Here is a 25060-nt window from a genome sequence, read left to right as displayed (position 1 = left end):
AGCCCCCCATCAGACGATCGCATTTCTCCAGATAGAACTCGGGGGCAGGTTTGGGGGCCGCTTCGCAGCCCAGCGGGAGCAAGCTCCCTCACCACAAAAAGCTTTCCTGCCACAGGGAGCTCTCCGGCCAAGAAAAGCTCCTCTCTCCCCCGGAATCCTACTGCTGCTGCACCGAAATCACCGGTGTCGGCGCCACAAATACCTTGGCATGCATCTGCTCATGGCCTCCCCCACGGCGCATGCCCCGCACCGGGCAGGCGTCGAGGTAATCCAGGCCTACCGCCAATTTCAAATGCCGCTCCGGCCGGGCCAGTTGGTTCGTCACGTCAAAGCTGTACCAGGCGTCATCCAGCCAGGCTTCGGCCCAGGCGTGACTGGCCAGGTGCTCGCAATCTTCGCTGTACAAATACCCCGACACATAACGCGCCGGAATGCCCAGGCTGCGGGCGCAGGCGAGGAAGGCGTGGGTGTGGTCCTGGCACACCCCGGCGCGCCCGGCAAAGGCCTTGGCGGCGCAGGTGTCGACTTCAGTGGAGCCCGGCGAATAGGTCATGTACTGGTTCAGCGCGTGCATCAGGTCGATCAACGCACTGCGGTCGCGACGCTGGTGGCAGTGTTTTTCGGCAAAGCTGCGCAGGGCGTCGTCCGGTTCGGTCAACCGGGTGCAGCGCAGGAACGGGAAGGCCGACTGGCTTTCATGCTCGGCCTCGCGCAATTCGTCGATATCCACCTGGCCGCGGGCGCCAATGATGATGGCTTCATGGGGCTCGTCCAGGGTCAACACGTGCAGGATATTGCCGAACGGGTCCAGTTGCGCCCGCACCGGCCGAGGCAGGTCCAACTGCCAGCTGAGAACGTGCTGGCGCTCGCTGTCATGGGGCGTGAGGCGCAGGTACTGGATGCTGGCACGCACCTGGTCTTCGTAGTGGTAGGTGGTTTCGTGGCTGATGGAAAGTCTCATGCCGCCTCCAGGTAGGAACTGTAAATAGCGTCACCCAGCTCGCGCACGAGTGGGATGAAGTCGGTCAGCCAAGCGTGCAGGCCTTCCTTGAGAATTTCGTCGATGGCGGTATAGCGCAGGCGCGCGTCCATCTCGGCCGCCAGGCGCTGGGCCGGGCGACCGTTGATGCCGGGCAGGCTGCCAAGGATCTGGTCGATCTCTTCACTGCACGCCCGCAGCGAACGCGGGACATCGGCGCGCAGCAGCAACAGCTCGGCGACTTGGCGGGCGCCGGGGGCGTCGCGGTAGATCTCGGTGTAGGCCTCGAACGACGACAAGGCCCGCAGCAATGCACTCCACTGATAGTAGGCGTGGGCGGTGCCATCGGTGACCGCTTCGGCCTGGTCGCCGGCCATCTCGTAGCGGGCATCCAAGAGGCGCAAGGTGTTGTCGGCCCTTTCGATAAACGTGCCCAGACGAATGAAGCGAAACGCGTCGTTACGCATGATGGTGCCGTAGGTGGCACCCCGAAACAGGTGGGACCGCTCCTTGACCCATTCGCAGAACCGGCTCATGCCGTAGCGGCTCAGGCCTTGCTGGGCGATGTCGCGAATTTCCAGCCAGGTGGCGTTGATGTTTTCCCACATGTCGGCGGTGATTCGCCCACGCACGGCATGGGCACTGGCGCGTGCAGCGCCGAGGCAACTGTAGATGCTGGCCGGGTTGGCAGCATCCAGGGCGAAGAAGTGCAGCAGGCGTTCCGCATGCAGTTCACCGTGGCGCTCGCGGTAATCGTCGAGGGTGCCGGTGATCAGCAGGGGCATCGCCAGTTCATGCAGGCCATCACCGCGCCCGTCCTGGGGCATCAGCGACAGCGAATAACTGACATCGAGCATGCGCGCGAGGTTTTCCGCGCGCTCCAGGTAGCGCGACATCCAATACAAATCCGAGGCAGTTCTACTCAACATATTTCAATCCTCGACCACCCAGGTGTCTTTGGTGCCGCCGCCCTGGGACGAGTTGACCACCAACGAGCCTTCCCGCAGCGCCACACGAGTCAGGCCGCCGGGGACCACACGGGTTTCCTTGCCTTGCAGCACAAACGGGCGCAGGTCGATATGGCGTGGGGCGATGCCGTTTTCGACAAAGGTCGGGCAGGTCGACAGGCACAGCGTTGGCTGCGCGATGTAGGCATGGGGCTTGGCCTTGATGCGTGCACGGAAGGCTTCGATTTCCGCCGCCGAGGCTGCCGGGCCGACCAACATGCCATAGCCACCGGAACCCTGGGTTTCCTTCACCACCAGTTCCGGAAGGTTGGCCAGCACGTGGGACAGTTCGCTGGGATTACGGCACTGGAACGTCGGAACGTTCTTCAGGATCGGCTCTTCATCCAGGTAAAAACGGATCATCTCGGTGACGAAGGGGTACACCGATTTGTCATCCGCTACCCCGGTGCCGATGGCATTCGCCAGTACCACATTGCCCGAGCGATACGCCGCCAGAAGGCCCGGCACGCCGAGCATGGAATCCGGGTTGAAGGCCAGCGGGTCGAGGAACGCGTCGTCGAGGCGACGGTAAATCACGTCGACCGCCTTGGGGCCGTCGGTGGTGCGCATGAACACACGGTCATCGCGCACGAACAGGTCGGCGCCTTCCACCAGTTCCACACCCATTTCCCGAGCCAGGAACGCATGCTCGAAGAACGCACTGTTGAAACGCCCAGGCGTCAGCACCACCACACTGGGGTTATCCAGCGGGCTGGAGCTTTTCAGGGTGTCGAGCAACAGGTTGGGGTAGTGATCGATCGGCGCGATGCGCTGGGCGGCAAACAGTTCGGGGAACAGGCGCATCATCATCTTGCGGTCTTCGAGCATGTAGCTGACGCCGCTGGGGGTGCGCAGGTTGTCTTCGAGGACGTAGTAAGTGCCGTCGCCATCGCGTACGAGATCGACGCCGGAGATGTGGGAATAGATGTCGCGGTGCAGGTCCAGGCCCTGCATTGCCAACTGGTACTGCTCGTTGGCCAGGACTTGCTCGGCGGGGATGATCCCGGCCTTGATGATGCGTTGTTCGTGGTACAGGTCGGCGAGGAACATGTTCAGCGCCTTGACCCGCTGGATGCAGCCGCGCTCGACGATCCGCCATTCACTGGCCGGGATGCTGCGGGGGATCGTGTCGAAGGGGATCAGGCGCTCGGTGCCTTGCTCGTCGCCATACAGAGTGAACGTGATGCCGGCCCGGTGAAACAGCAAATCGGCTTCGCGCCGGCGCTGGGCCAGTAATTCAGGGGGCGTCTCGGCCAACCAGCGGGCGAACTCGCGGTAATGGGGGCGCACCTGCCCTGCCCCGTCGTACATCTCATCATAATAAGTGCGGATCATGCCGTACTCCTTGTCACCCGGACGCAAGAACCATCGCAAGGCCCGTGCCAGCGGCATAAACACTTAAGTATCAATCAGTTGGATATAGGCCCAGGCCATACCGCACCGTCCCGGTGCAGCAAATGCCCGCTGTCATGGGCGGCGCCTCATTGCAATGCAGGCCCTGACTATCAACAGCATAGTCAGAGTTGATTTCACTGCCCGGCAAACCCTGGGGATAATCACCCCCATCAGCTGAACAGGACGCGTCCTACAGCTTCATCCATTGCGCACTACCGCTTGTACCGAATCGCTCTCCTCCTTTGCGATCTTCCCTTTGGCCACCCTGCTCGGGTGGCTTTTTTTTGCGCAGGATTTTTCCCGCGCCAGAAACAAAAACGGCCGACCCAAAGGTCAGCCGATACGCTGTGTTGTTGCTCATGTCGCTACATGGGTAACCCACGCACCTCCTGTTTCACGCCCCATCCCTCAATGATCCCGCCCAAGGGCTCGACCACCGCCTCAAAGTCCTGCTCGAAGTCTCCTATGCCGTCGTAGGTGGCGAACATGATTTTGCTCAGTTCCAGGTACCAGGCGCCGTCATCCCGCGCGCTGACCTGGGCATTCAGGGATTCCCCACGAAACCGACCCGCAGCCCGCCGCGCACGTTCCTCATCCGGGAAAATGGCGTAGAACTCGATGGGGTGGAAACGCGAGAAGTCAAAGCCGCCCTCTTTCATGCGGCGCAACACATTGGTGCTGATGTCTTCTTGATAGGCTGTGCTCATGAAACGTCCTCCTCAAACCGATGGATAGACTTTCCGTGCTTCCCAAGGCCCGCGCTGCAAGGGCGCGGGTGTTACGGCAATGACGTCGCCGCCGGGAGACAAGCATGTAGCTGACAAGACCAGACCTTAGCGATTCATTCGCTGATCTCCCTTGCAGAGTAGCGCGAAGCTATCAGCTCCACCAGAGGCTGTTTAAAGACGTACAGGGAATGTTCAGGCGGCGGGAGAAATGTCGAGGATTTGAATACTGTTCTGGTCTTTCAGGCTTTTTACCGTGGGCTCGGCCGTGCGGCCTTCCAGGTCGTTGAGGTCCAGTTCAGCGGCCACTGGGAGCAACTTTGCACGGATCATATGGGCAGCCTCTTCCAGGCTGGGTCTTTCGCCGCAGACGAACTGCTCCACGGACTGCACGCCATGATCATCAACGAAGGTAATTTTCCACGTTTGCATCAGTGCCTCCTCGATAAAACCCATGGGTGGGCTTACCTCTATCTGGACCTTGAGGGCTCGGAATTCGTTCCACTCAAGGCCGGAGGCACCTGATCAGCTGCAGTTACTTCTCAGCGTGTTCTTTCAGGGCTTTCAAGGTGTTGAACGGTGCGTCCACCACGAACTTGTTGGCCAACCACGACGGTACGCTGCCACCTGGCTCGGTGTGCACCTGGTAGGTCACTTCGGTCAGGTTGTCGCCTTTAGGCACCAGTTTCCAGTAGCCGTCGACCTGGGCCACACGCACATAGCCTTTGACTTCGGGCTGGTAGGTCGGCACTTCCAACAGCTTGCGGGTCACCGTGCCGTCGGCGGCCTTGGTGGTGGTGATTTCCAGGATCGAGTCACGATCGGTCACCGGGAACGGTGCCTTGAACTGGGTGTAGGTCCAGCTCTTGTCGCCTTCCTGCTTGAGGAGTTTTTGCGACTTGCATTCGTGGATCCAGGAACAGGCCCCCGCCACGTCTTCCTGCAATGCCTGGATCTTGGCCAGCGGTGCCTTGATGGTGGTCACACCGCGATAAGCCTTGTACTTGGAGCCGGCGATTTCACTCAAGGAGACTTTGATACCGTCTTCATCCTTGGCGGTCTGCCAATCTTCAGCGTGTGCAGCAGCAGCAAACAAAACGCTAAAACCGCACAACACCGCAACTCGTTTCAGTGAACCCATGGTCTTATTCCTTATTGTTGAAGTTCAGTACTTTGAACAGCCCACTAAGCCGCCGTCATCTGTTCCCACCAGCCGATCAACTTGATCGCTTCTTCCTGGCTGTTGCCACAGACCTCGAGATCCGCCTGGAACGAACTGCACACCGCCGGCCGCTCAGGCTGGCCAAACAACTGGCACAGTTGTTCGACCGACAGATGCAGGCAGCGTTCGCCCGCTGGTTTACCGGCAGGCATTCCCGGCAACGGCGAGCTGATGGATGGGGCAATGCAGCAAGCGCCACAGCCTTCACGGCATTTCATGACGAACAGATCCTCGACAACTCAGTGTTGATGGCCACGTAAGACTACGCCCTTAAACAGACGTTTTAAATTGGCTTAACAGGGGTTTTTAACCGAAAACAAAAGTGACTGACCAGTCTGCGACAGAAGGTCAGGGGTACGCGTCACTTTTACTCGTCGGGTTTATTGCTTGAACTGGAAATCCAGCGCCGCGCCTTCCACTTCGCGCCGTTCTTCGTTGCGCAGTTGCAGCTGCATTTCATTGCTGAGCAGGCGCCCGTTGATCTGGAACGCGCTGTTATCGGTGGGCTTTTCGGCAAACATCGGCGGCAACAGCGGCACATTCTTCGGTTGCGGCATGGTGCCGAGGGGCTGCAGATGGCGAACCATGTTCGACGGCAGGCTCAAATCCAGCTCTGCAGGCGGTAACTGAGTCTTGGCGACTTCGTGGGCTGATTTTGATTTGCTGGCGATAGGCGCACGCTTTTTGGTCGGTGCGGCTTTCTTTGCCGGTGCTTTCTTCGCCACCGGCGCCTTCTTGGCCGGGGCGGCTTTTTTCGCCGGCGCCTTTTGCTGGGTGCTGGCAGCAGGCGCTGTTTCACTGGCAGGCGCCGCCAGGACGGCGCCAGCGTTACACAGGCTTAACACGCAAATCAGCAGTGCAGCAGGAAAGGTATAAGTCATATCGCCAGCAGCATTAACGGCAGAAGGCCATATGCTCGCCTGTTGGGGCCAGCATGACAAGCATGCTAAATAGCCAGCTACCCTTTATGTCCCCTTTCCACGCCTCAAAAGCCTGCCGCAGTCTCCTGACATAACTGGCTCGCCAGCATGCCGAGGGTCATCAATGCGCGCTCGGCCTCGCGGTTCCACGGTGTACCACAGTTCAGGCGAATACAGTGGTTGAACTGTTCCGTATTACTGAAGATCAGCCCCGGTGCAATGCTGATGCCCTGCTGCAAGGCGCGCACGTGCAGTTCCTGGGTATTGACCCGCCCGGGCAAACTGACCCACAGGATAAAACCGCCGGTCGGACGGGTCATCTGCGTGCCTTCGGGAAAGTACTGCTGCACCGCCAACTGGAAGGCGCTGAGATTTTTGCGGTATTCCTGGCGGATATAGCGCAAATGCCGGTCATAACCGCCGTTTTCCAGGTAGGCCGCCGTGCCCATCTGGGTCACGCTGCAAGCCGAATGGGTGCTGAACATTTGCAGGCGCTGGATTTCCTGCTGGTACTTGCCGGCGATCATCCAGCCGATGCGGATGCCCGGTGACAAGGTCTTGGAGAAGCTGGAGCAGTAGATGACCCGGTCCAGGCGGTCGTAGGCTTTCAGGGCCTTGGTGCGGCCCAGCTCGAACATCAGCTCGCCATAGATATCATCTTCAACCACCTGGATATCGAAATCCGACGCCAGGCGCAGCAGCTGTTTCTGCCGCTCTTCGGGCATGGTGCCGCCCAACGGGTTGCTCAGGCGTGTGGTCAGCACCAAGGCCTTGATCGACCATTGGTTGGCCGCCAGTTGCAGGGCTTCCAGGCTCATGCCGGTGGCCGGGTCGCTGGGGATTTCGATAACTTTGAGGCCGAGCAGATCCGCCAGTTGCAGCAGGCCGTAATACGTTGGCGATTCGGCGGCGATCAAGTCGCCCGGCCGCGTCAGCACCCGCAACGACATCTGCAACGCGTCCACGCACCCGTGGGTGATCACCACTTCGGACGGGTCGACCACCACGCCGGCATCGCGCATGCGGATTGCCACCTGGCGCCGCAGCGGTTCAAAACCGGGGCTGAACATGTAGCTGAACGCCCGCGGGCTCTGGAAGCGTGTGACCTTGGCCAGTTGCTGGTGCAGCGCCCGTACGGGCAAATAGTCGACACTGGGCACGGCGGCGCCCAGCGGGAACACACCTTCGCGGCGGGATTCCACCAACACCTGCTGAATGATGCTGCTGCGGGTGACCAACCCTGGACGCTCGACCCGGGCGATGTCCGGCGTGGGCGCGGTAAGCGCCGGCGTCTGGTGCACGTAATACCCGGACTGCGGCCGCGCGCGAATCAAGCCCTGGTCTTCCAGGTTCGCGTAGGCCTGCAACACGGTGGCGTGGCTGACGTTGAGCTGGGAGCTCATTTTGCGCACCGAAGGCACGCGCTCGCCCGGTTGATAGACACCGCGGCGAATATCCTCAGCCAGTTGCTGGGCGATACGTTGGTAAAGCAACAGATTGGTCATGACGCAGCACTCGATTTCACGGGTATTTTATTTTTGTGTGAAACATACCGGCACAGTTTAGAAGTGTACGGGGACAGTTGCCACAATAGTCGAGCGCGGGCGGCAGTGATAGAAAAAACTGTAAGGGTGGCGAACTGAATCGCAGGCACAAAAAACCCGGGAGATTCCCGGGTTCCTGTGACACTGGGTGTTCAGCGGGCGGCGCCCAGCTGGCCTTTCTCATCGGAGAACACAATCTCCACCCGGCGGTTCTGTGCCCGGCCACGCTCAGAAGCGTTGGCTTCAACCGGGTACTGATCGCCGTAGCCTTCGACCTGGATGCGTTTTTCATCGATGCCCAGGTCGTTCAGCACATCCGCCACGGCCTGCGCGCGGTCCCGGGACAGTTTGAGGTTTTCCGGCTGGCCACCGGTATTGTCGGTGTAACCCTCGATGCGCACTCTGCGCTTGGGGTTCAATTGCAGGAACTGCACGACTTTCAGCACCGTGCGGTTGGCCGAGTTTTGCAGCTCTGCCTCGCCGGTGTCGAACAGCACGTCACCCAGGGTCATTACCAGGCCACGATCGGTCTGGACGGTGGTCAGGCTGGCGATCTGTGCCTCCAGCCATTTGCCCTGTTGCTGCACGCTGCTCAGCTTGGCTTCCCGCAGGGCCAGTTGCAGGCGCTGGCGTTCCAGCTCCAGCTTGACCCCGCGTTCCTGGTTCAGCGCCTGCTCGGTGTGTTCCCGGGCAATCGCGCTGTAGCGCTGGCTCAGGTAAGCGTAATGGGCCACATCGGCGCCGCTGCCCCAGAAGCTGGAAAAACGCTCGGCACGGGCCAGGGACTCACCGGCGCGGATCACGTCCTTGGGCGCGATACGCAGCACATTCGAATCTTCCTTGACCTTCTGGAAGTCACTGCTCGCCTGTTGCAACGCGACGTTACTATCAGGATGGGTCGCGCAACCGCCGAGCGCGCTGCCCAGCAACAGCACACAGCTCAACCCTCGGATCAACGGGCTCATTGGGCATCTCCCAACTGCAGTTGCTTGCGCAGGCGGGTGATACGGGTGTTGAGCACGTTCAGTTGCTCCTGGCTTTTGCGGGTCAGCACCCGCGCTTCTGCCAGGCGGGCGTCCAGCTCGGCTTCTTCAGCCTGCATGCGGGCGTCCTTGTAGGATTGATCGGCCATGTCGGCCTGGGCCTGGGTGAACTTGTCTTCAGCCAGCTTCAGCTCGGGCGAGTCATCGGCGACGGCGCCCACGGCGTTGGCTTGTTCCAGCGCTTGCTGGGTCAGGCGTATTTGTTCATTCGGCGCAGGATCGGCTGCACATCCCGCCAGAGCTACAACGGCGAGGGCCGCGAAAAGAGGTCGAATAGTCACTGAAAATCCCTACTTTGTTGGGGTGCCGACGGGTTGCTGCAACTGCGCTTTCCAGCGCGCAAGATTGCTCTGCAGCGCGGTTTCCGCCAGACCGGACGCGGGCAATTCTGTCATCTTTTTGGCGAGCTGTCCGCGCAACCACGGATCGTTGCAGGCCGAGTTGTGGGAAATGGCCAGGTACAGGCCCGGCTGGTCGATGGGTATTTCGCGCGCCACCAGGTCGTTACTCATGCCCAGCGTCTGGGCCATGGCCATGCCGGAATAACGTCCGGCGAGCACGTAGTCCACTTCCCCCAGCAGCAGTTTCTGGAACGCCGGGGTCAGGCTGGGCAGGCGTTGCAGGGTCAGTTGCTCACCGGCGAAGGTTTCGAAGTCGCGGCTCAGGCGCGCCCGCTCCGACACCGCGCCCTTGTGACCCTGCAGGTCGCTCGCCTGGTGGTAGGCCAGGGCCGAATCCTTGCGGGTCCAGACCAGGTAATCGGTTTGCACCAGCGCCGGGTGGATGTAGTCGAGGGCGCCCAGGGCGTCGAGGGTCAATGGCGCGTCGGCGAGGATATCCATGCGCCCGCTGCGCACCTCTTCCAGTGCCAGGGAGCGCTTGCCGCCGTACAGCAGGTCGATTTTCACCCCGAGGTCCTTGGCCACTTGCTGCAACATGTCGGCGGTGGCGCCGATCAGGTGCGTGGGGTCCTGGGGATCACGCCACAGGTAGGGCGGTGCGTCCGGGCTGCCGGTGATCACCAGGCGATCACACTTGCCGGCCGCCAGCGACACGGTCGGCAGCAGTGACAGGGCCAGCAGTACAGTCCAGGGGCGCAACTCCATGGCTTGGTTCTCCCATTCAAAAATTGCCGGGCAAAAAAAACCCGGTCAAAAGACCGGGCTCTTTATAAGTGAAGCGGCTGGATTAGACCAGCTTCTCCAACTCGGGTACGGCTTCGAACAAGTCCGCCACCAGGCCGTAATCAGCCACCTGGAAGATCGGTGCTTCTTCGTCCTTGTTGATCGCAACGATCACTTTGGAGTCTTTCATACCGGCCAAGTGCTGGATCGCGCCGGAGATACCGACCGCGATGTACAGCTGTGGCGCAACGATCTTGCCGGTCTGGCCGACCTGCATGTCGTTCGGTACAAAACCTGCGTCGACGGCAGCGCGGGAAGCGCCGACCGCAGCGCCCAGCTTGTCGGCCAGGGCGTACAGGTGCTTGAAGTTGTCGCCGTTCTGCATGCCACGGCCGCCGGAAACGACGATCTTGGCAGCGGTCAGTTCCGGACGATCGGACTTGGCCAGTTCTTCGCCAACAAAGCTGGAAGTGCCAGCGTCGTGAGCAGCCGCAACCGCCTCAACCGAAGCCGAACCACCTTCAGCAGCCACCGGGTCGAAACCGGTGGCACGCACGGTGATGACTTTTACCGAGGCAGTGGACTGCACGGTAGCGATGGCGTTACCGGCGTAGATCGGACGCTTGAAGGTGTCGGCGCTTTCTACCGAAACGATCTCGGAGATCTGGTCAACGTCCAGCTGCGCAGCAACGCGCGGCAGGATGTTTTTGCCGTTGGAAGTGGCGGCAGCCAGGATGTGGCTGTAGCCAGCGCCCAGCTCTGCCACCAGCGGGGCAACGTTTTCCGGCAACTGGTGAGCGTAGGCCGCGTTGTCGGCGACCAGGACTTTGCTCACGCCAGCGATTTTTGCAGCGGCTTCAGCCACGGCGCCAACGTTTTGGCCGGCGACCAGGACGTGGACATCACCACCGATTTTGGCGGCAGCGGCCACGGTGTTCAGGGTGGCCGGGGCCACAACCTTGTTGTCGTGTTCTGCGATTACCAAGATAGTCATGATTAGATTACCTTCGCTTCGTTTTTCAGTTTCTCGACCAGTTCAGCCACCGACTTGACCTTGATGCCCGCGCTGCGTGCAGCCGGCGCTTCGACTTTTACGGTCTTGTTGGTGGAGGCGGTGGAAACGCCCAAAGCATCCGGAGTCAGCACTTCGAGAGGCTTCTTCTTGGCTTTCATGATGTTTGGCAGGGACGCGTAGCGCGGCTCGTTCAAACGCAGGTCGGTGGTGACGATGGCTGGCAGTTTCAGGGAAACTGTTTGCGCGCCGCCGTCGATTTCGCGGGTCACGGCAACCTTGTCGCCGCTCACTTCGACTTTCGAAGCGAAGGTGCCCTGGCCGTAACCGGTCAGTGCAGCCAGCATCTGGCCTGTCTGGTTGTTGTCGCTGTCGATGGCTTGTTTGCCGAGGATCACCAGCGATGGCTGTTCCTTGTCGACAACAGCTTTCAACAACTTGGCAACGGCCAGGGAAGTCAGCTCTTCAGCGGATTCGACGAGGATGGCGCGATCGGCACCCAGCGCCAGGGCGGTACGCAACTGCTCTTGAGCAGTGGTCGGACCGATGGAAACGACGACGATTTCAGTCGCAACGCCTTTCTCTTTCAGGCGTACGGCTTCTTCCACGGCGATTTCGCAGAACGGGTTCATCGACATCTTGACGTTAGCGAGGTCGACGCCGGAATTGTCCGCCTTGACGCGAACTTTCACGTTGTAATCGACAACGCGTTTGACAGCTACAAGAACCTTCATGGATTCCTCGTTACTCTCCGGTGAAAAGAAAGTCGCCTAGGCGAACCTGGCGGTTGATGCTCATCGGCACACAAGGGCACCTCCAAAAACGTCACGGACTCACACAACAATGGGATAGCGATGACCGTTCGTCAGTGGTGACCAAGAAGTCATTCTTTATCGCAGCGTGTAAACTGCGCGCCATCGTTTGGGCGCGCGTCACCTGTCTTGCTTTTGGACGTGCTCTTGAAACCTGCTGTCTGCCTACGGTAAGCGCAAAACCGACCGTATATTGACCGGAACACCTATTCTGGTCAATACGGCAAAATAGCCAGTCATAAGCCGCGCCTCTTTGATTTACCTAGCCTGCGGGCAATTCAAACAAACGTTTGTATTGGACGCTGAGAGTGGTGTAGATATAATGCGCCACCTAGAGAGAAAGGTGGGTCGTCCCCTGCCCCTTGCATGAGATTTCTGCAGGCATTGTGGGACGAATTACCGAACCTCCACCCATTAGAAAAAAAGCCGTTGAGCCTTGAGTAGGAGATAGCCTGTGGAACGCGAATACATGGAATTCGACGTGGTCATCGTCGGCGCTGGCCCGGCAGGCCTGTCTGCCGCCTGCCGATTGAAGCAGAAGGCCGCCGAAGCCGGTAAGGAAATCAGCGTCTGCGTGGTCGAAAAAGGCTCCGAAGTCGGCGCTCACATCCTGTCCGGTGCGGTGTTTGAACCCCGTGCCCTGAACGAATTGTTCCCGGACTGGAAAGAACTCGGCGCCCCGCTCAACACACCTGTTGTGCGTGATGACATTTATGTACTGCGCTCCAGCGAAGCTTCCACCAAGGTGCCTGATTTCTTTGTGCCCAAGACCATGCACAACGAAGGCAACTACATTATCTCCCTGGGCAATCTGTGCCGCTGGCTCGCCCAGCAGGCCGAGAACCTGGGCGTGGAAGTCTACCCGGGCTTCGCCGCCCAGGAGGCGCTGTTCGACGAGAACGGCGTGGTGCGCGGGATCATCACCGGCGACCTCGGTGTCGACCGTGAAGGCAACCCGAAAGAAGGCGTCTACACCCCAGGCATGGAGCTGCGTGGTAAGTACACGCTGTTCGCCGAAGGTTGCCGCGGGCACATCGGCAAGCAACTGATCCAGCGTTTCAACCTGGACAGCGACGCCGACGCCCAGCACTACGGCATCGGCCTGAAAGAAATCTGGGAAATCGACCCGGCCAAGCATCAGCCAGGCCTGGTGGTACACACCGCCGGCTGGCCGCTGGACATCATGAGTGCCGAAAACACCGGTGGCTCGTTCCTCTATCACCTGGAAAACAACCAGGTGGTCGTCGGCCTGATCGTCGACCTGTCCTACAGCAACACCTTCCTGTCGCCGTTCGACGAGTTCCAGCGCCTCAAGCATCACCCGGTGCTGGCCCAGTACCTGGAAGGCGGCAAGCGCATCAGCTACGGCGCCCGCGCTATCTGCAAAGGCGGCCTGAACTCGCTGCCGAAAATGGTCTTCAAGGGCGGCGCGCTGATCGGTTGCGACCTCGGCACCCTGAACTTCGCCAAGATCAAGGGCAGCCACACCGCCATGAAGTCCGGCATGCTCGCCGCTGACGCCGTGGCCGACCGCCTGTTCGCCGAATCCGAAGGCGGCGATGAACTGACCGCGTACGTCGACAGCTTCAAGAACAGCTGGCTCTACGAAGAACTGTTCGCCAGCCGTAACTTCGGCCCGGCGATGCACAAGTTCGGCCCGATCATCGGTGCCGGCTTCAACTGGTTCGACCAGAACATCCTCGGCGGCAAAATGCCGTTCACCCTGCACGACACCAAGCCTGACTACGCCTGCCTGAAGCTGGCCAAAGACAGCAAGAAAATCGACTACCCGAAACCCGACGGCAAGCTGAGCTTCGACAAGCTGAGCTCGGTGTTCATCTCCGGCACCAACCACGAAGAAGAACAGCCGTGCCACCTGAAGCTGAAAGACCCGAGCATCCCGATCGGCACAAACTTGCCGCTCTACGATGAACCGGCGCAGCGCTACTGCCCGGCCGGCGTGTATGAAGTGATCACCAAGGAAGACGGCGAGAAGCGCTTCCAGATCAACGCCCAGAACTGCGTGCACTGCAAGACCTGTGACATCAAGGACCCTTCGCAGAACATCACCTGGGTGACACCGGAAGGCGCGGGCGGGCCGACTTACCCGAACATGTAAGTCACTGGCTTGAACAAAAGGCTCCCGAATGGGGGCCTTTTTTGTAGCCAGGAAAAGACCCATCGACTCGGTCAAATGTGGGAGCTGGCTTGCCTGCGATAGCGGTGGGTCAGCAATACATCTGTGGCTGACACACCACTATCGCAGGCAAGCCAGCTCCCACATTTTTAACCGAGTTGCGCCTGGGAGAGTTAGGCCGCCCGCTCCTCGCCGGGGCTGCGCTCGAAGTAGCGCTTGTATTCCCGGCTGAACTGCGACGTACTCTGATACCCCACGCTATGCGCCGCCTGTGCCACGCCCATGCCTTCCACCAACAGCAACTGCTGCGCCTTGAGCAACCGCAGGCGCTTGAGGTACTGCACCGGCGACAACAGCGTGCAACGCTTGAAGTGCTCATGAAAAGTCGACGCACTCATGTGCGCATAACCCGCCAGCGTCTCGATATTCAGCGGCTCGGCGTAATGCGCATGCAGGTGGTTCAACGAGGTCGCCACCCGGGAAAACTGCCCCTGCTGCTCCACCAGCGCCCGCAGCACATCGGCCTGTGGCCCGCGCAACGCCGTGAACAATAATTCCCGCACCCGCGCCGGGCCCATGATCCGGCTCTCCAGCGGATCGTGCAGGCACTGCAGCAGCCGTTCGACACAGCCACGCATGGCGTCATCCAGCACCACCGAGCTCATGGACTCCAACGTCTGCGCCGCCGGCGGTGGCCCGCTCTGGATGCCCATCGCCATCACCAACTCACCCAGCACCACCCGGTCAATGCCGACCGTCACGCCTAAAAGCGGCGCATTGGGCATGGCAAAGGTCTCGCATTCGAACGGCACCGGCATTGCCTGAATCAGGTAATGCCCGGCGCCATATTCCAGGGTACGCGGGCCCAGGTAGGCGACCTTGCTGCCCTGGGCGACGATCATCAGGCTCGGCTCGTAAATCTGCGGGCCCCGCGCCACGTCGCAACTGGCGCGCAATACCTGCACGCCGGCCAGGTTCGTGGGCGAGAAACCATCGCGGGGCGTCAACGGTTCGATCAGGGCAACCAACGCGGCATTGGCGTCGACATGGCGGGTCAACAACATGGCAAAAACTTCGCGAAAAAGGGGATGTGACCATCATCGCAGGTCTGGCGCCACAGTGATCCAATCCAGGGGCACTCCCGGACGAATAGGCATGAGACTCGGAGCAATCGCCATGGCCGCCCCCAGGCACGGCGCGGAGAATGCGCCACCTCACCTGTCACTGCTCCTGCGAGGTTTCTCCATGTACACCGCTATCGGTTACGCCGCTCAATCGGCCACCACTCCCCTCGCCCCCATGTCCTTCGAACGCCGCAGCCCGCGCGCCGATGACGTGGCGATCGAAATCCTCTACTGCGGCGTCTGCCACTCCGACATCCACCAGGCCCGCAACGAATGGGGCATCGCCGTGTACCCGCTGATGCCGGGCCACGAGATCGTCGGCAAAGTCACTGCCGTCGGCGCCAATGTCACCGCGCATAAAATCGGCGACCTGGTCGGCGTTGGCTGCATGGTCGACTCGTGCCGTCATTGCGACGCCTGCCACGCGGACCTCGAGCAATACTGCCTCGAAGGCCCGACCATGACCTACGCCACCCCGGACCGGATCGACGGTAGCAACACCATGGGCGGCTACTCCGACAGCATCGTGGTCAGCGAGCACTTCGTGGTGAAGATCCCGGCCACGCTCGACCTGGCCAGCGCCGCGCCGATCCTCTGTGCCGGCATCACCACCTACTCGCCGCTCAAGCACTACGGCGTGAAGGCTGGCGACAAGGTTGGGGTGCTGGGCATGGGCGGCTTGGGCCACATGGGCATCAAGTTTGCCAAGGCCATGGGCGCGGAAGTGACGCTGTTCACCCGCTCCGCCAGCAAGGCTGAAGAAGGCCGTCGCCAGGGCGCCGATCACGTGATCGTGTCCACCGATGCTGAACAGATGAAAGCCGCTGCCGGCCACTTCGATTTCCTGCTGGACACCATTCCGGTGCAGCACGATTTGAACCCCTACCTCGACGTGCTGCGCTTTGATGGCGTGCACATCCTCGTGGGCTTGATCGAGCCGGTCGACCCGCCCGTGAATGCCGCCAAGCTGGTGCTGGGCCGCAAGGTGCTGGCCGGTTCGCTGATCGGTGGCATTGCCGAAACCCAGGAAGTCCTGGATTTCTGCGCCGAGCACGGCATCACCTGCGACATCGAAATGCTCGACATCCGCCAGATCAACGAAGCCTACACCCGCATGATTGCCGGTGACGTGAAGTACCGCTTCGTGATCGACATGGCAACCCTGAAGGCCTGATCAGGCCTTCGCGCCCAACTCCGCTGACAGCCGTGCTGCGACCTGTTTGATCACAGGGATCAGCTCGGCCATTTTTTCCAGCGGCATGTAGGGCACGGTACTGGCGATGCTGATGCCGGCGACGATTCGCCGGCTGGCATCGCGCACCGGTGCCGCGACACAACGGATCGACGGTTCGTTGTCTTCCAGATCGAACGCATAACCGCCCGCCACATACTCCTGCATGCGCTGTTCAAACTGCGCCCAGGACTGCTCGGGGTGCTGCGGCCACTGCAGGTTTTTCCCGCCCGCAGGCAGGCTGACCTCATACAGGCGCTGCCACTCTTGCACGCTGTCATCCAGCAGCAACGCCTTGCCGATCCCGGTGCGCGCCAACGGCATGCGATGGCCCACACGCGAGCGCATTTCCGGGCCGTTGCGACCAGGATTTTTGTGCAGGTACAGCACGTCGTCGTATTCGCGAATGGCCAGGTGGATGGTGTCGCCGGTCAACGCCGACAACTCATCCAGATACGGCACCGCCAGGCTCACCAGCGGCAATTCTTCCCGTGCCTGGAAACCCAGCTCGATCAGTTTGGGGCCCAGCAGGTAGCCGACTTGCGGCACCACGCGCAGGTAGCGCTCTTCCACCAGGCAACTGGCCAGGCGGTGGGTGGTGCTGCGGGTGGTGCCGATGCGCCTGGCGATTTCCTTGAGATCCCGCGCGCCGGCTGCCACGGCCTGCACCACGCCCAGGCCACGCAGCAGGGTCTGGGTGCCGGTGGGCGCGGCTTCTTTGACGGGAGTGTGGGCGTTTTCCTGCATATCGGGCCTATTGGGAAGTACGAAAACGGCGCCATTATGGGCGGTCACGGTAACTGTGGCGAGTGGACTTCTGTGGTGAGGGGGCTTCTGTGGTGAGGGGGCTTGCCCCCCGTTGGGCTGCGTAGCAGCCCCAAGAGAGTCACCCCATTTTTCCAGACAGATCAGAGTTGCATGGCTTTGGGGCCGCTTCGCAGCCCAACGGGGGACAAGCCCCCTCGCCACAAAAAGCCCGCTCACCACAAAGTACCCGCTGCCCCTTAACGCTGTTTCATGCGGTCGATAATGACCGCCAACAACAGGATCGACCCACGAATCACGTACTGGTAGAAGGTGTCGATGTTCTTCAGGTTCATCGCGTTCTCGATGATCGCCAGAATCAGCACCCCGGCAATCACATGCCGGATCATCCCGATCCCGCCGCTCAACGACACCCCGCCCAGCACGCACGCCGAGATCACCGTCAGCTCGAACCCCTGGCCAATCATCGGTTGCCCCGAGGTCATGCGCGACGCCAGGATCACCCCGGCCAACGCCCCGATCACCCCGTGCACGGCAAAGATGATGATCTTGGTCCGGTCAACATTCACCCCGGCCAACAGCGCCGCTTCCTGGTTGCCCCCGATGGCCATGGTGTTGCGCCCGTAGGTGGTGTAGTTCAGCAGCCAGCCAAAAAACACAAAGCACAGCACGGTGATCACGATCGGCACCGGCACGCCAAACAGCTGGCCGTTGCCGAAGACGAAGAAACCTTCGTCCATCACGCCCACCGCCTTGCCGTTGGAAAAGATATACGCCAGCCCGCGCACGATCTGCATCGTCGCCAGCGTCGCAATCAACGCGTTGATCCGCAGCTTGGCGATCACGATGCCGTTGATCAGCCCCACCACCAGGCCCATGGCCAACGCCGCCGACACGCCGAAGAACACGCTGTCGGTGTCGCGAATCACGATCCCCGCCACCACGCCCGAACAGGCGATCACCGAGCCCACCGACAAGTCGAAGTGCCCCGACGCCAGGCAGAACAGCATGGTGCAGGCTGCAATCCCGACCGTTGAAATCGCCAGCCCGAGGCCGCGCATGTTCAGCGGTGAAAGGAAGTTGTCGATGAAAATGGCACTGAGCACAAAGATGCTCAAGGCCGCCAGCAGCATGACCCAATCATCGAGAAACTTGCGCTGGTTGAAACCCGGCCAGAAGCTTCTCGCGGTTTTTACCTGTGACATACCCTACCCCTCGTATTCTTCAATCCCGCGTACGCGGAAGAGCCAGTTGCAGCAGCCGTGCTTCGTCCGCTTGATCGCGGGTCAATTCGCCGGTCAGGGCGCCTTCGCTCATCACCAGGATGCGGTCGGAGATGCCCATCACTTCCATCAGGTCGCTGGACACCACGATCACCGCAATGCCGCTGGCCGCCAGGTTGTGGATGATCTGGTAGATCTCCGACTTGGCACCGATATCGATGCCGCGGGTCGGCTCGTCCAGCAGCAAGACTTTCATCGGCATCGACAACCAACGACCCAGGATCGCCTTCTGCTGATTGCCGCCCGACAGGAACAGAATCGGTTGGTCGGCCGACGGTGTGCGCACGTTCAGCGCGCTGATTTGCCGCTGGGCGTTGGTGCGTTCCCAGCCGCCCTGGATCAGCCAACCGAAGCGCGCATGGTCACGGCGCGCACTGATGTTGATGTTCTCCGCGACACTGGCGCGGGGCACGATGCCTTCCTTCTTGCGGTCCTCGGGGCACAGCAGCACACCGGCCGCAATCGCATCCCGCGGGGTCTTGAACGTCTGCGCCTCACCGTGCAACACCAGCGCACCCTGGGTGCTGCGCGACAGCCCGGCCAGCAGGCGCAACAGCTCCGTGCGCCCTGCCCCGACCAAACCGAACAGCCCGAGAATCTCGCCTTTGTTCACCTGCAAACTCACCGGTTCCTGCAACCCCGGCCCAAGCAAACCTTCTACCCGCAACGCTTCACCGGAGTGTTCGCGCGGCCGGTAGTTATAGATGTCCTGGATGTCGCGCCCGACCATGCAGTTAACCAACTGGTCGACGTTCAACTGCGCCATGTCTTCAAACGTGCGCACGAAACGCCCGTCCTTGAACACCGTCACCGCATCGCAAATCCGGAACACTTCTTCCATGCGGTGCGACACGTAGAGGATCACCCGGCCTTCATCCCGCAGCCGGGCGATGATCACCATCAGCCGCTCGATCTCACGGGCCGAGAGGCTGCTGGTGGGTTCGTCGAAGGCAATCACATGGGCGTTGCGCGACATGGCCTTGGCGATTTCCACCAGTTGCCGCTGGCCGAGGGACAGGCTGCCCAGGCGCATGTTCGGATCGATTTCATCCGCCAGGCCCTTGAGCAGTTCCCGCGCCTTGCGCACCATCGCGCCGCGATTGACCACGCCGAAGCGCGACGGCATATGGCCCAGCAGCAGGTTCTCGGCGACGGTCATTTCCGGCACCAGTTGCAGCTCCTGGTGAATCACCGCGATGCCGCTGGCGATGCTGTCGGCCGCCGACTTGAAACTGACGCTGCGTTCGCCCAACTGCAGACTGCCGCTGTTGGGCGGATAAAAACCGCCGAGGATTTTCAGCAAGGTCGACTTGCCCGCGCCGTTCTCGCCCATCAGCGCATGCACCGAATGGGGCCGCGCTTCAAAGCTGATCTGCGCCAGGGCTTTCACCCCGGGAAACTCCTTGCCGATGCCGTTGAAACGCAGGCTCTCTGCGGCGGCGCTGTTCATTTCCACAGACCGATCTTGCTCAACTCTTCCTTGAAGTTGGCGCGGGTGATCAGGGTCACGTTATCCAGCGCGGTGAACTTGGCTGGCTCCGTGCCTTTGGTGACCCACTCGAACATCGAGGTAGCGGTTTTATAACCGGAGGCATCCGGGCTGAGCAGCATCGAGCCGTAGAAACCGGTGTCGGATTTTTTCAGCTCTTCGATAGCGTCGGTGCCGTTGATGCCCACGCCGATCACATTCGACGCCTTGAAGCCGGCACTTTCGGTGGCGCGCACGCCGCCCAGTACGGTGCTGTCGTTCATGCCGCCGATCAGCAGGTTTTTCGCGCCGCTGGGCAGTTTCACCAGGGCCGAGTTGGTGGAGTCCATGGCGCCCGGCACGTCGAGGGTTTTCTGCGCGGTGAACAGGATATGGTCGACCGGCAGGCCGGCGGCCTTGAGGCCCTCTACCGAACCGTCGGTGCGTTTCTTGCCGGTTTCCAGCTCGTCGAAGGTGTTGATGACGGCGTAGGTGTCCTTCCAGTCCCACTTGCGATTTTTAGCCTCGGTGGCCATGGCTTCGCCTTGTTTCTGGCCGATCTTGTAGGCGTCCAGGCCGACATAAGGCACGTCTTCCATGGGCTTGCCCTTGGCGTCGACGAAGCGGTCGTCCACCGCCAGCACTTTCAGATTATTGAGCTTGGCCTTGGCCATGATTGCAGGGCCGAGGGACACGTCCGGCGGGCAGATCACGAAGCCCTTGGCGCCGTTGGCGGCCAGGGTGTCGATGGCAGAAAGGGTTTTCTCACCGTCAGGCACGGCGATCTTGATCACGGTGAAACCATGATCCTTGCCGGCTTTTTCGGCGAACGCCCATTCGGTCTGGAACCAGGGCTCTTCAGCTTGCTTGACCAGGAAGCCGATCTTTACTTCTTCAGCGAATGCGAGGGTGCTGAGACTGCTGAGAGCAACGGCGACCGCAAGGGTGCGCACTGTCTTCTTGAACATAAACCACCTCTTGTTGTTATTGGAGAGTTGTTCGGCTTAATCGTGGTACATCACCGACCGCCCGCCATCGATCATCAGGCAGGTGGCATTGATAAAGGGCGCCTCATCGGTCGCCAGAAACAGTGCGGTCATCGCCACTTCAATCGGCTGGCCGATGCGCTTGGGCGGGTGCAGGTCGAAGGCGCGCTGACGCTCGGCGTGGGGGTCGGCAAAGCCGTTCCAGTAATCGACGTTGAGTTGGGTTTCGATATAGCCCGGCGCAATGGCATTCACGCGGATGCCCTTGGGCGCGTATTCAATGCCCAGGGCACGGGTCAGCCCGAGTAGCCCGTGCTTGGCCACCGGATACGGAAAGCAACCGGGAATGATGTGGCTGGAGTGGGTAGAGGCGATGTTGATGATGTTGCCGATGCCCTGCTCGATCATGTGCGGCAACACAGTGCGGCAGCCGTACCAGGCGCCGTCGAGGTCGATGGCGAAGCAGCGGCGCCAGTCTTCGTCGGTCATTTCCAGTGGGTCACGGAATACGTTGACGCCGGCGCAGTTGACCAGCACGTCCACGCGACCAAAGCGTTCGATGGCCACGTCCACCAGGGCGCGCCATTGGTCCTTGGAGGTGATATCGACGGGTTGCGCGTAGATCTCGGCGCCGCGTTCGCGCCAGTGGGCGGCGACTTGCTCGACCTTCTCGCCCTGGATATCACCGATTACCAGCCGCGCCTGCTGGGCCTGGAAGCAAGCCACGATGGCCTCGCCAATGCCCTGGGCAGCGCCGGTGATGACCACGACTTTGTGCTTCAGTCGCTCGCCGTAAGTCGGCTCGGGCACCGGAGGTAACGACAACGGTTGTGCCTGCATCGCTTCACCTGTTTTGTTTTTGGTAGTGAGTGCTGATGCGCAAGACTATAAACCCAGAAACCGGAACATCTCAATATATAAATTATCATCCCATATAGTGAGCAAAACCATAAAAAAACCGGCTGTGATCGCCGGTCCTTTATGCGCGTTTAACCCTGGGCAAAATCCCTCAGGGCGTCGCCTTCCATGCGGTAGCGCACCCATTCTTCCTGGGGCTGGGCGCCGATGGATTTATAGAACGCGATGGCCGGTTCGTTCCAGTCCAGCACGCTCCACTCGAAACGCCCGCAACCGTTGTCACAGGCGATTTTCGCCAGGTGGCGCAGCAGTTTCTTGCCCGCCCCGCCGCCGCGCTGCTCCGGGTTGATGTACAGGTCTTCAAGGTACAGGCAGTTGCTGCCGAGCCAGGTGGAATAGCTGAAGAAGAACACCGCAAAACCGATCGGCAACCCGTCCCGCAGGCAGATCAGGCCGTGGGCCGTGGCGCCTTCGCTGAACAGGCTGCGCTCGATGTCCACCACGCTGGCGATCACCTCGTGGCGAGCTTTTTCGTAGTCGGCAAGCTCGGTGATAAAGGCCAGGATTTGCGCAGCATCGCTGGGCACGGCGGGGCGAATCTCGATGGTCATGGACTGGCCTTGTCAGGAAAAGAAAGCACACATACTAAGGCGGTTTAATGACCGATTGCAGTGCAATTTCATTCGCGGCTAACCTGCAGGCTATCGACCGTTGAGAATCCCCATGCCCTTCACGCCACTGACCGACCTTGCCGCGACTTTATTGCCCTGTGCCCTTGAGCCTTCGGAAGATGGCGCCCACGACCTGTCCCACTTGCAACGCGTGTGGCACAACGTGCGGTCGATCCAGGCCGAGGAAGGCGGCGAACTTGAAGTGCTGCTGGCGGCGGTGCTGCTGCATGACTGCGTGGCGGTGGAGAAGAATTCGCCGTTGCGGTCCAAGGCATCGAAACTGGCGGCGGACAAGGCCGGGGAGATTTTGCAGGGATTGAAGTGGCGGCCCGAGACGATTGCAGCGGTGACCCACGCCATCGAGACTCACAGCTTTTCGGCGGGCCTGACGCCGCTGACGCTTGAGGCGAAGATTGTGCAGGACGCTGACCGTTTGGATTCCCTCGGCATGATCGGCGTGGCCCGCACGTTTTATATCGCCGGGCGCATGGGCAGCGGGCTGTATGACCCGGCAGACCCAACGGCACGGCACCGCGAGTACGACGACAAGCGCTTTTGCCTCGACCATTTCCAGACCAAGCTTCTGCACCTGGCGGACGGGTTTCAGACCCCAACCGGGCAACGCCTGGCGCGGGCTCGGCATGAGCGTCTGAAGGGATTCATGGACCTGTTTATCGAAGAAATCGGCACACCCTAAAAGCGCCGTTACTCCGCTGCGGGCTAACGCAAAAACCGCTAACCACAGAACAAACCCGCAAGCGGTGCATGGTAAAAAGTTGGGCATAAATCCAACAAACTCCAGGCACCTTCATGCACTCCTCACCTGCGGTCGGCGGAAAACTGTTCGGCCTTTTCTGCCTCGCCAGCTACTTGCTTTCCCTGTCCTACGGCTCGACGTTTTTGTTGTCGCTGCTGATCCATTCCCGCGGCGGCAACGAACACGACGCCGGCAGCGTGATCTCCATGGCGATGCTCAGCACCTTTGTGGCGGTGTTGGTTTCCGGGCATCTGGCTGACCTGTTGGGGGCGGCCAGGTCGATCGCCCTGCTCGGTGTGCTGCTGGTGGTGGCGTGCCTGGGCTTTGCGCTGGCGCCGGGGTTTGGCGAAGGGCTGATGTTCTTTGGCTTGTCGCTGGGGTTGGGCTGGGGCGTGTTCTACACACTCGGGCCGATCATCGTGGCGATGCTGGTGGAGCCGGCGCAGCGTGCCAAATATTTCGCCCTGCTCTCGGGCAGCATGATGACCGGGATCGGCTCCGGGCCGCTGCTGGGTCGGGCGGCCAGTGCCCTGGATTTTTCCCTGACGGCAGCGTTCCACATCGCAGCACTGGCGAGCCTGATCGGTGTGGTGATTTTCTGGCGGCTGGGTGCCGCACTCAGTCAGCACACCGCGCCGGTGTCGAAGATTTCCTGGTCGGCCACGCGCAAGGTGCTGTCGTCGAGGGCGGTGTTCGCGATCATCATGGTGGGCCTCGGCGGGTGCGTGTTTGGCGGGCTGTCGAGTTTCCAGACGAGCTACGCGGCGGTGCACGGGCTGGACTATTCGCTGTTCTTTCTGGGCTTTATGAGCGCGGCGATTACCAGCCGCCTGTTGATCGCCAGCTTCGTGGTCAAGCGTGACCCGTATTGGGCGGCCTGTGTGTTGTCCGGGTTGATGCTGGTGTCGATTTTCCTGTTCGGGTTCAAGGTCAGTAGCAGCTTCAGCTACCTGCTGGCGGCGGTCACCCTGGGCGTGGGTTATGGCCTCACATATTCGGTGATCAATGGCCTGGCCGCCAACGAAGCACCGGCGGGCACCACGTCCCAGGCGTTGCTGCTGTTCAGCCTGGCGTACTTTATCGGGGTGTTCGGCTTCCCGCTGCTGGCGGGCAAGGTCATCGTCGAGTACGGCATGCCGACCCTGTTGATGAGCGTGCTGGCCGTGGCGTTGCTCAACTGGCTGATCACGGTGGCGCGATTGATCTGGCGGCGAATCGCGTCACACAAAATCTTACAAGCGACGTAACACCGTTCGTCGGTATCGAGGCACGAATCGCAAACAGGGGCGGACCAATATCAGGTAAGGACATTAATCATATGGAGACACCATCATGACGACTTCCAAATTTGCCGCCCTCGCCCTCACCGGTTTGCTGTCTGCCGTTTCGCTGAGCAGCTTTGCCGCCACCACAGGCTCCAGCACCGGCCCCACCGACCCTGTCGGCAGCCCGCCCAACCCGGCGACCCAGGAGTCGAAAGACTCGATGGGCACCGGCATGGACACCAACGGCGGCGCCATCATCGACAACAGCAAAGACCCGCGCACCCAGGGCGACGATACCAACCGCAACAGCGGTGCGGTGCCAAACGGCAAAATGGGCCCGGGTGCCACTTCGCCCTCGATCAACAAGGGTGACGACTCCAACATCCCCGGCGCGCCAAAACAGCCAGCGCCTTAACGCGCGGCACAGACGAACACCCAACCATTTCCCAGTGAAGAGGTATGCATGAACGTCGATCACAACCTTGAAAAAGAAGTCCTGACCCGCCTGCTCCATGCCCACCCGAGTGGGCTGGGCAAGGAAGTGCTGGACAACTACCGGGGTGAAAAAGTGGTGGCCAGCGCCCTGGCCACCTTGCAGGACCGCGGCTGGATCAAGGAAGGCCATGTGACCTGCAACGAAGCCGGTGAACACGCGCTGAACCTGCCGATCAAGCTCACCGCGTCCGGCGTGGAAGCGGCTCGCAAGCTGGAAAGCGAAGCGGGCCAATAGCG

At 60.9% G+C, this 25060-nt stretch carries 27 protein-coding genes; 6 read left to right on the top strand and 21 right to left on the bottom strand.

What is annotated here, in order from left to right:
* Positions 1–157: 157 nt before the first annotated feature.
* The 14 genes from MUM_RS0100880 to MUM_RS0100815 all read right to left on the bottom strand — a co-directional run bounded on the left by MUM_RS0100880 (position 158) and on the right by MUM_RS0100815 (position 11705).
* The gene (locus MUM_RS0100880; RefSeq protein WP_010165966.1) at positions 158–961 is read right to left on the bottom strand and encodes a transglutaminase family protein; all 804 of its coding nucleotides are present in this window, start codon (positions 959–961) and stop codon (positions 158–160) included.
* Entirely contained in the window at positions 958–1908 is a 951-nt protein-coding gene (locus MUM_RS0100875; protein WP_010165965.1) for an alpha-E domain-containing protein, read from the bottom strand. The genes MUM_RS0100880 and MUM_RS0100875 overlap by 4 nt, the downstream gene beginning before the upstream one ends.
* A gap of 3 nt (positions 1909–1911) precedes the next feature.
* Positions 1912–3321, bottom strand: a complete 1410-nt coding sequence (locus tag MUM_RS0100870; protein ID WP_010165963.1) for a circularly permuted type 2 ATP-grasp protein — start codon at positions 3319–3321, stop codon at positions 1912–1914.
* Between the two features lie 425 nt (positions 3322–3746).
* Positions 3747–4088, bottom strand: coding sequence for a ribonuclease E inhibitor RraB (locus MUM_RS0100865; RefSeq protein WP_003193463.1), 342 nt, complete (start codon positions 4086–4088; stop codon positions 3747–3749).
* A gap of 213 nt (positions 4089–4301) precedes the next feature.
* A complete protein-coding gene (locus tag MUM_RS0100860; RefSeq protein ID WP_029615722.1) occupies positions 4302–4538 on the bottom strand; it encodes a hypothetical protein in 237 nt (78 codons plus the stop codon).
* Between the two features lie 103 nt (positions 4539–4641).
* On the bottom strand, positions 4642–5247 hold the full coding sequence (locus tag MUM_RS0100855) for an START domain-containing protein (protein ID WP_010165952.1): 606 nt from the start codon (positions 5245–5247) through the stop codon (positions 4642–4644).
* A 44-nt stretch (positions 5248–5291) separates the two neighbouring features.
* On the bottom strand, positions 5292–5546 hold the full coding sequence (locus tag MUM_RS0100850) for a YkgJ family cysteine cluster protein (RefSeq protein ID WP_010165950.1): 255 nt from the start codon (positions 5544–5546) through the stop codon (positions 5292–5294).
* Between the two features lie 162 nt (positions 5547–5708).
* On the bottom strand, positions 5709–6209 hold the full coding sequence (locus MUM_RS0100845; RefSeq protein ID WP_010165948.1) for a hypothetical protein: 501 nt from the start codon (positions 6207–6209) through the stop codon (positions 5709–5711).
* 104 nt (positions 6210–6313) lie between these two features.
* On the bottom strand, positions 6314–7753 hold the full coding sequence (locus tag MUM_RS0100840; RefSeq protein ID WP_008434911.1) for an aminotransferase-like domain-containing protein: 1440 nt from the start codon (positions 7751–7753) through the stop codon (positions 6314–6316).
* Positions 7754–7944: 191 nt separating this feature from the next.
* Complete coding sequence (locus MUM_RS0100835; RefSeq protein ID WP_010165945.1) at positions 7945–8757, bottom strand: OmpA family protein; 813 nt, start codon at positions 8755–8757, stop codon at positions 7945–7947.
* The gene (locus tag MUM_RS0100830; RefSeq protein ID WP_010165943.1) at positions 8754–9116 is read right to left on the bottom strand and encodes a DUF4398 domain-containing protein; all 363 of its coding nucleotides are present in this window, start codon (positions 9114–9116) and stop codon (positions 8754–8756) included. Before MUM_RS0100830 ends, MUM_RS0100835 begins: the two co-directional genes overlap by 4 nt.
* Positions 9117–9125: 9 nt before the next feature.
* Positions 9126–9941 (bottom strand): substrate-binding periplasmic protein, encoded by an 816-nt coding sequence (locus MUM_RS0100825; protein ID WP_010165941.1) that lies wholly within the window; start codon positions 9939–9941, stop codon positions 9126–9128.
* 82 nt (positions 9942–10023) lie between these two features.
* Positions 10024–10953 (bottom strand): electron transfer flavoprotein subunit alpha/FixB family protein, encoded by a 930-nt coding sequence (locus tag MUM_RS0100820; protein WP_010165940.1) that lies wholly within the window; start codon positions 10951–10953, stop codon positions 10024–10026.
* 2 nt (positions 10954–10955) lie between these two features.
* Positions 10956–11705 carry an electron transfer flavoprotein subunit beta/FixA family protein gene (locus tag MUM_RS0100815; protein WP_004371224.1) on the bottom strand — a complete coding sequence of 250 codons (750 nt, stop codon included), beginning with the start codon at positions 11703–11705 and terminating at the stop codon, positions 10956–10958.
* A gap of 532 nt (positions 11706–12237) precedes the next feature.
* Between MUM_RS0100815 and MUM_RS0100810 the strand changes: the two genes are divergently transcribed.
* Positions 12238–13902 carry an electron transfer flavoprotein-ubiquinone oxidoreductase gene (locus MUM_RS0100810; RefSeq protein WP_008434918.1) on the top strand — a complete coding sequence of 555 codons (1665 nt, stop codon included), beginning with the start codon at positions 12238–12240 and terminating at the stop codon, positions 13900–13902.
* Positions 13903–14093: 191 nt separating this feature from the next.
* Here the strand turns inward: MUM_RS0100810 and MUM_RS0100805 are convergent, their stop codons facing one another.
* Entirely contained in the window at positions 14094–14984 is an 891-nt protein-coding gene (locus tag MUM_RS0100805; RefSeq protein ID WP_010165933.1) for an AraC family transcriptional regulator, read from the bottom strand.
* A 181-nt stretch (positions 14985–15165) separates the two neighbouring features.
* Between MUM_RS0100805 and MUM_RS0100800 the strand changes: the two genes are divergently transcribed.
* The gene (locus MUM_RS0100800; RefSeq protein ID WP_010165931.1) at positions 15166–16218 is read left to right on the top strand and encodes an NAD(P)-dependent alcohol dehydrogenase; all 1053 of its coding nucleotides are present in this window, start codon (positions 15166–15168) and stop codon (positions 16216–16218) included.
* Here the strand turns inward: MUM_RS0100800 and MUM_RS0100795 are convergent, their stop codons facing one another.
* The 6 genes from MUM_RS0100795 to MUM_RS0100770 form a co-directional block, all read right to left on the bottom strand.
* Positions 16219–17022 carry an IclR family transcriptional regulator gene (locus MUM_RS0100795; RefSeq protein ID WP_010165930.1) on the bottom strand — a complete coding sequence of 268 codons (804 nt, stop codon included), beginning with the start codon at positions 17020–17022 and terminating at the stop codon, positions 16219–16221.
* A gap of 257 nt (positions 17023–17279) precedes the next feature.
* Positions 17280–18245 (bottom strand): L-arabinose ABC transporter permease AraH, encoded by a 966-nt coding sequence (gene araH, locus MUM_RS0100790; RefSeq protein WP_010165927.1) that lies wholly within the window; start codon positions 18243–18245, stop codon positions 17280–17282.
* A 19-nt stretch (positions 18246–18264) separates the two neighbouring features.
* Entirely contained in the window at positions 18265–19773 is a 1509-nt protein-coding gene (araG, locus tag MUM_RS0100785; RefSeq protein WP_010165925.1) for an L-arabinose ABC transporter ATP-binding protein AraG, read from the bottom strand.
* Positions 19770–20759 carry a substrate-binding domain-containing protein gene (locus MUM_RS0100780; RefSeq protein ID WP_010165924.1) on the bottom strand — a complete coding sequence of 330 codons (990 nt, stop codon included), beginning with the start codon at positions 20757–20759 and terminating at the stop codon, positions 19770–19772. Before MUM_RS0100780 ends, araG begins: the two co-directional genes overlap by 4 nt.
* A 36-nt stretch (positions 20760–20795) precedes the next feature.
* Complete coding sequence (locus MUM_RS0100775; protein ID WP_010165923.1) at positions 20796–21617, bottom strand: SDR family oxidoreductase; 822 nt, start codon at positions 21615–21617, stop codon at positions 20796–20798.
* Between the two features lie 149 nt (positions 21618–21766).
* Positions 21767–22246 (bottom strand): GNAT family N-acetyltransferase, encoded by a 480-nt coding sequence (locus MUM_RS0100770; RefSeq protein WP_010165922.1) that lies wholly within the window; start codon positions 22244–22246, stop codon positions 21767–21769.
* 112 nt (positions 22247–22358) lie between these two features.
* On the opposite strand from MUM_RS0100770, the gene MUM_RS0100765 reads away from it, so the two are divergent.
* The 4 genes from MUM_RS0100765 (at position 22359) to MUM_RS0100750 (ending at position 25058) form a co-directional block, all read left to right on the top strand.
* The gene (locus MUM_RS0100765) at positions 22359–23003 is read left to right on the top strand and encodes an HD domain-containing protein (protein WP_010165921.1); all 645 of its coding nucleotides are present in this window, start codon (positions 22359–22361) and stop codon (positions 23001–23003) included.
* A gap of 113 nt (positions 23004–23116) precedes the next feature.
* The gene (locus tag MUM_RS0100760) at positions 23117–24310 is read left to right on the top strand and encodes an MFS transporter (RefSeq protein WP_010165920.1); all 1194 of its coding nucleotides are present in this window, start codon (positions 23117–23119) and stop codon (positions 24308–24310) included.
* A gap of 85 nt (positions 24311–24395) precedes the next feature.
* On the top strand, positions 24396–24743 hold the full coding sequence (locus MUM_RS0100755; protein ID WP_010165919.1) for a hypothetical protein: 348 nt from the start codon (positions 24396–24398) through the stop codon (positions 24741–24743).
* 48 nt (positions 24744–24791) lie between these two features.
* Positions 24792–25058 (top strand): hypothetical protein, encoded by a 267-nt coding sequence (locus MUM_RS0100750; protein WP_010165918.1) that lies wholly within the window; start codon positions 24792–24794, stop codon positions 25056–25058.
* Positions 25059–25060 lie beyond the last annotated feature (2 nt).

This window comes from Pseudomonas sp. PAMC 25886 (genome assembly GCF_000242655.1).
Lineage (GTDB): Bacteria > Pseudomonadota > Gammaproteobacteria > Pseudomonadales > Pseudomonadaceae > Aquipseudomonas.
The sequence above is the reverse complement of the archived record's forward strand: the minus strand, read 5'-3'. Positions and strand labels throughout refer to the sequence as shown.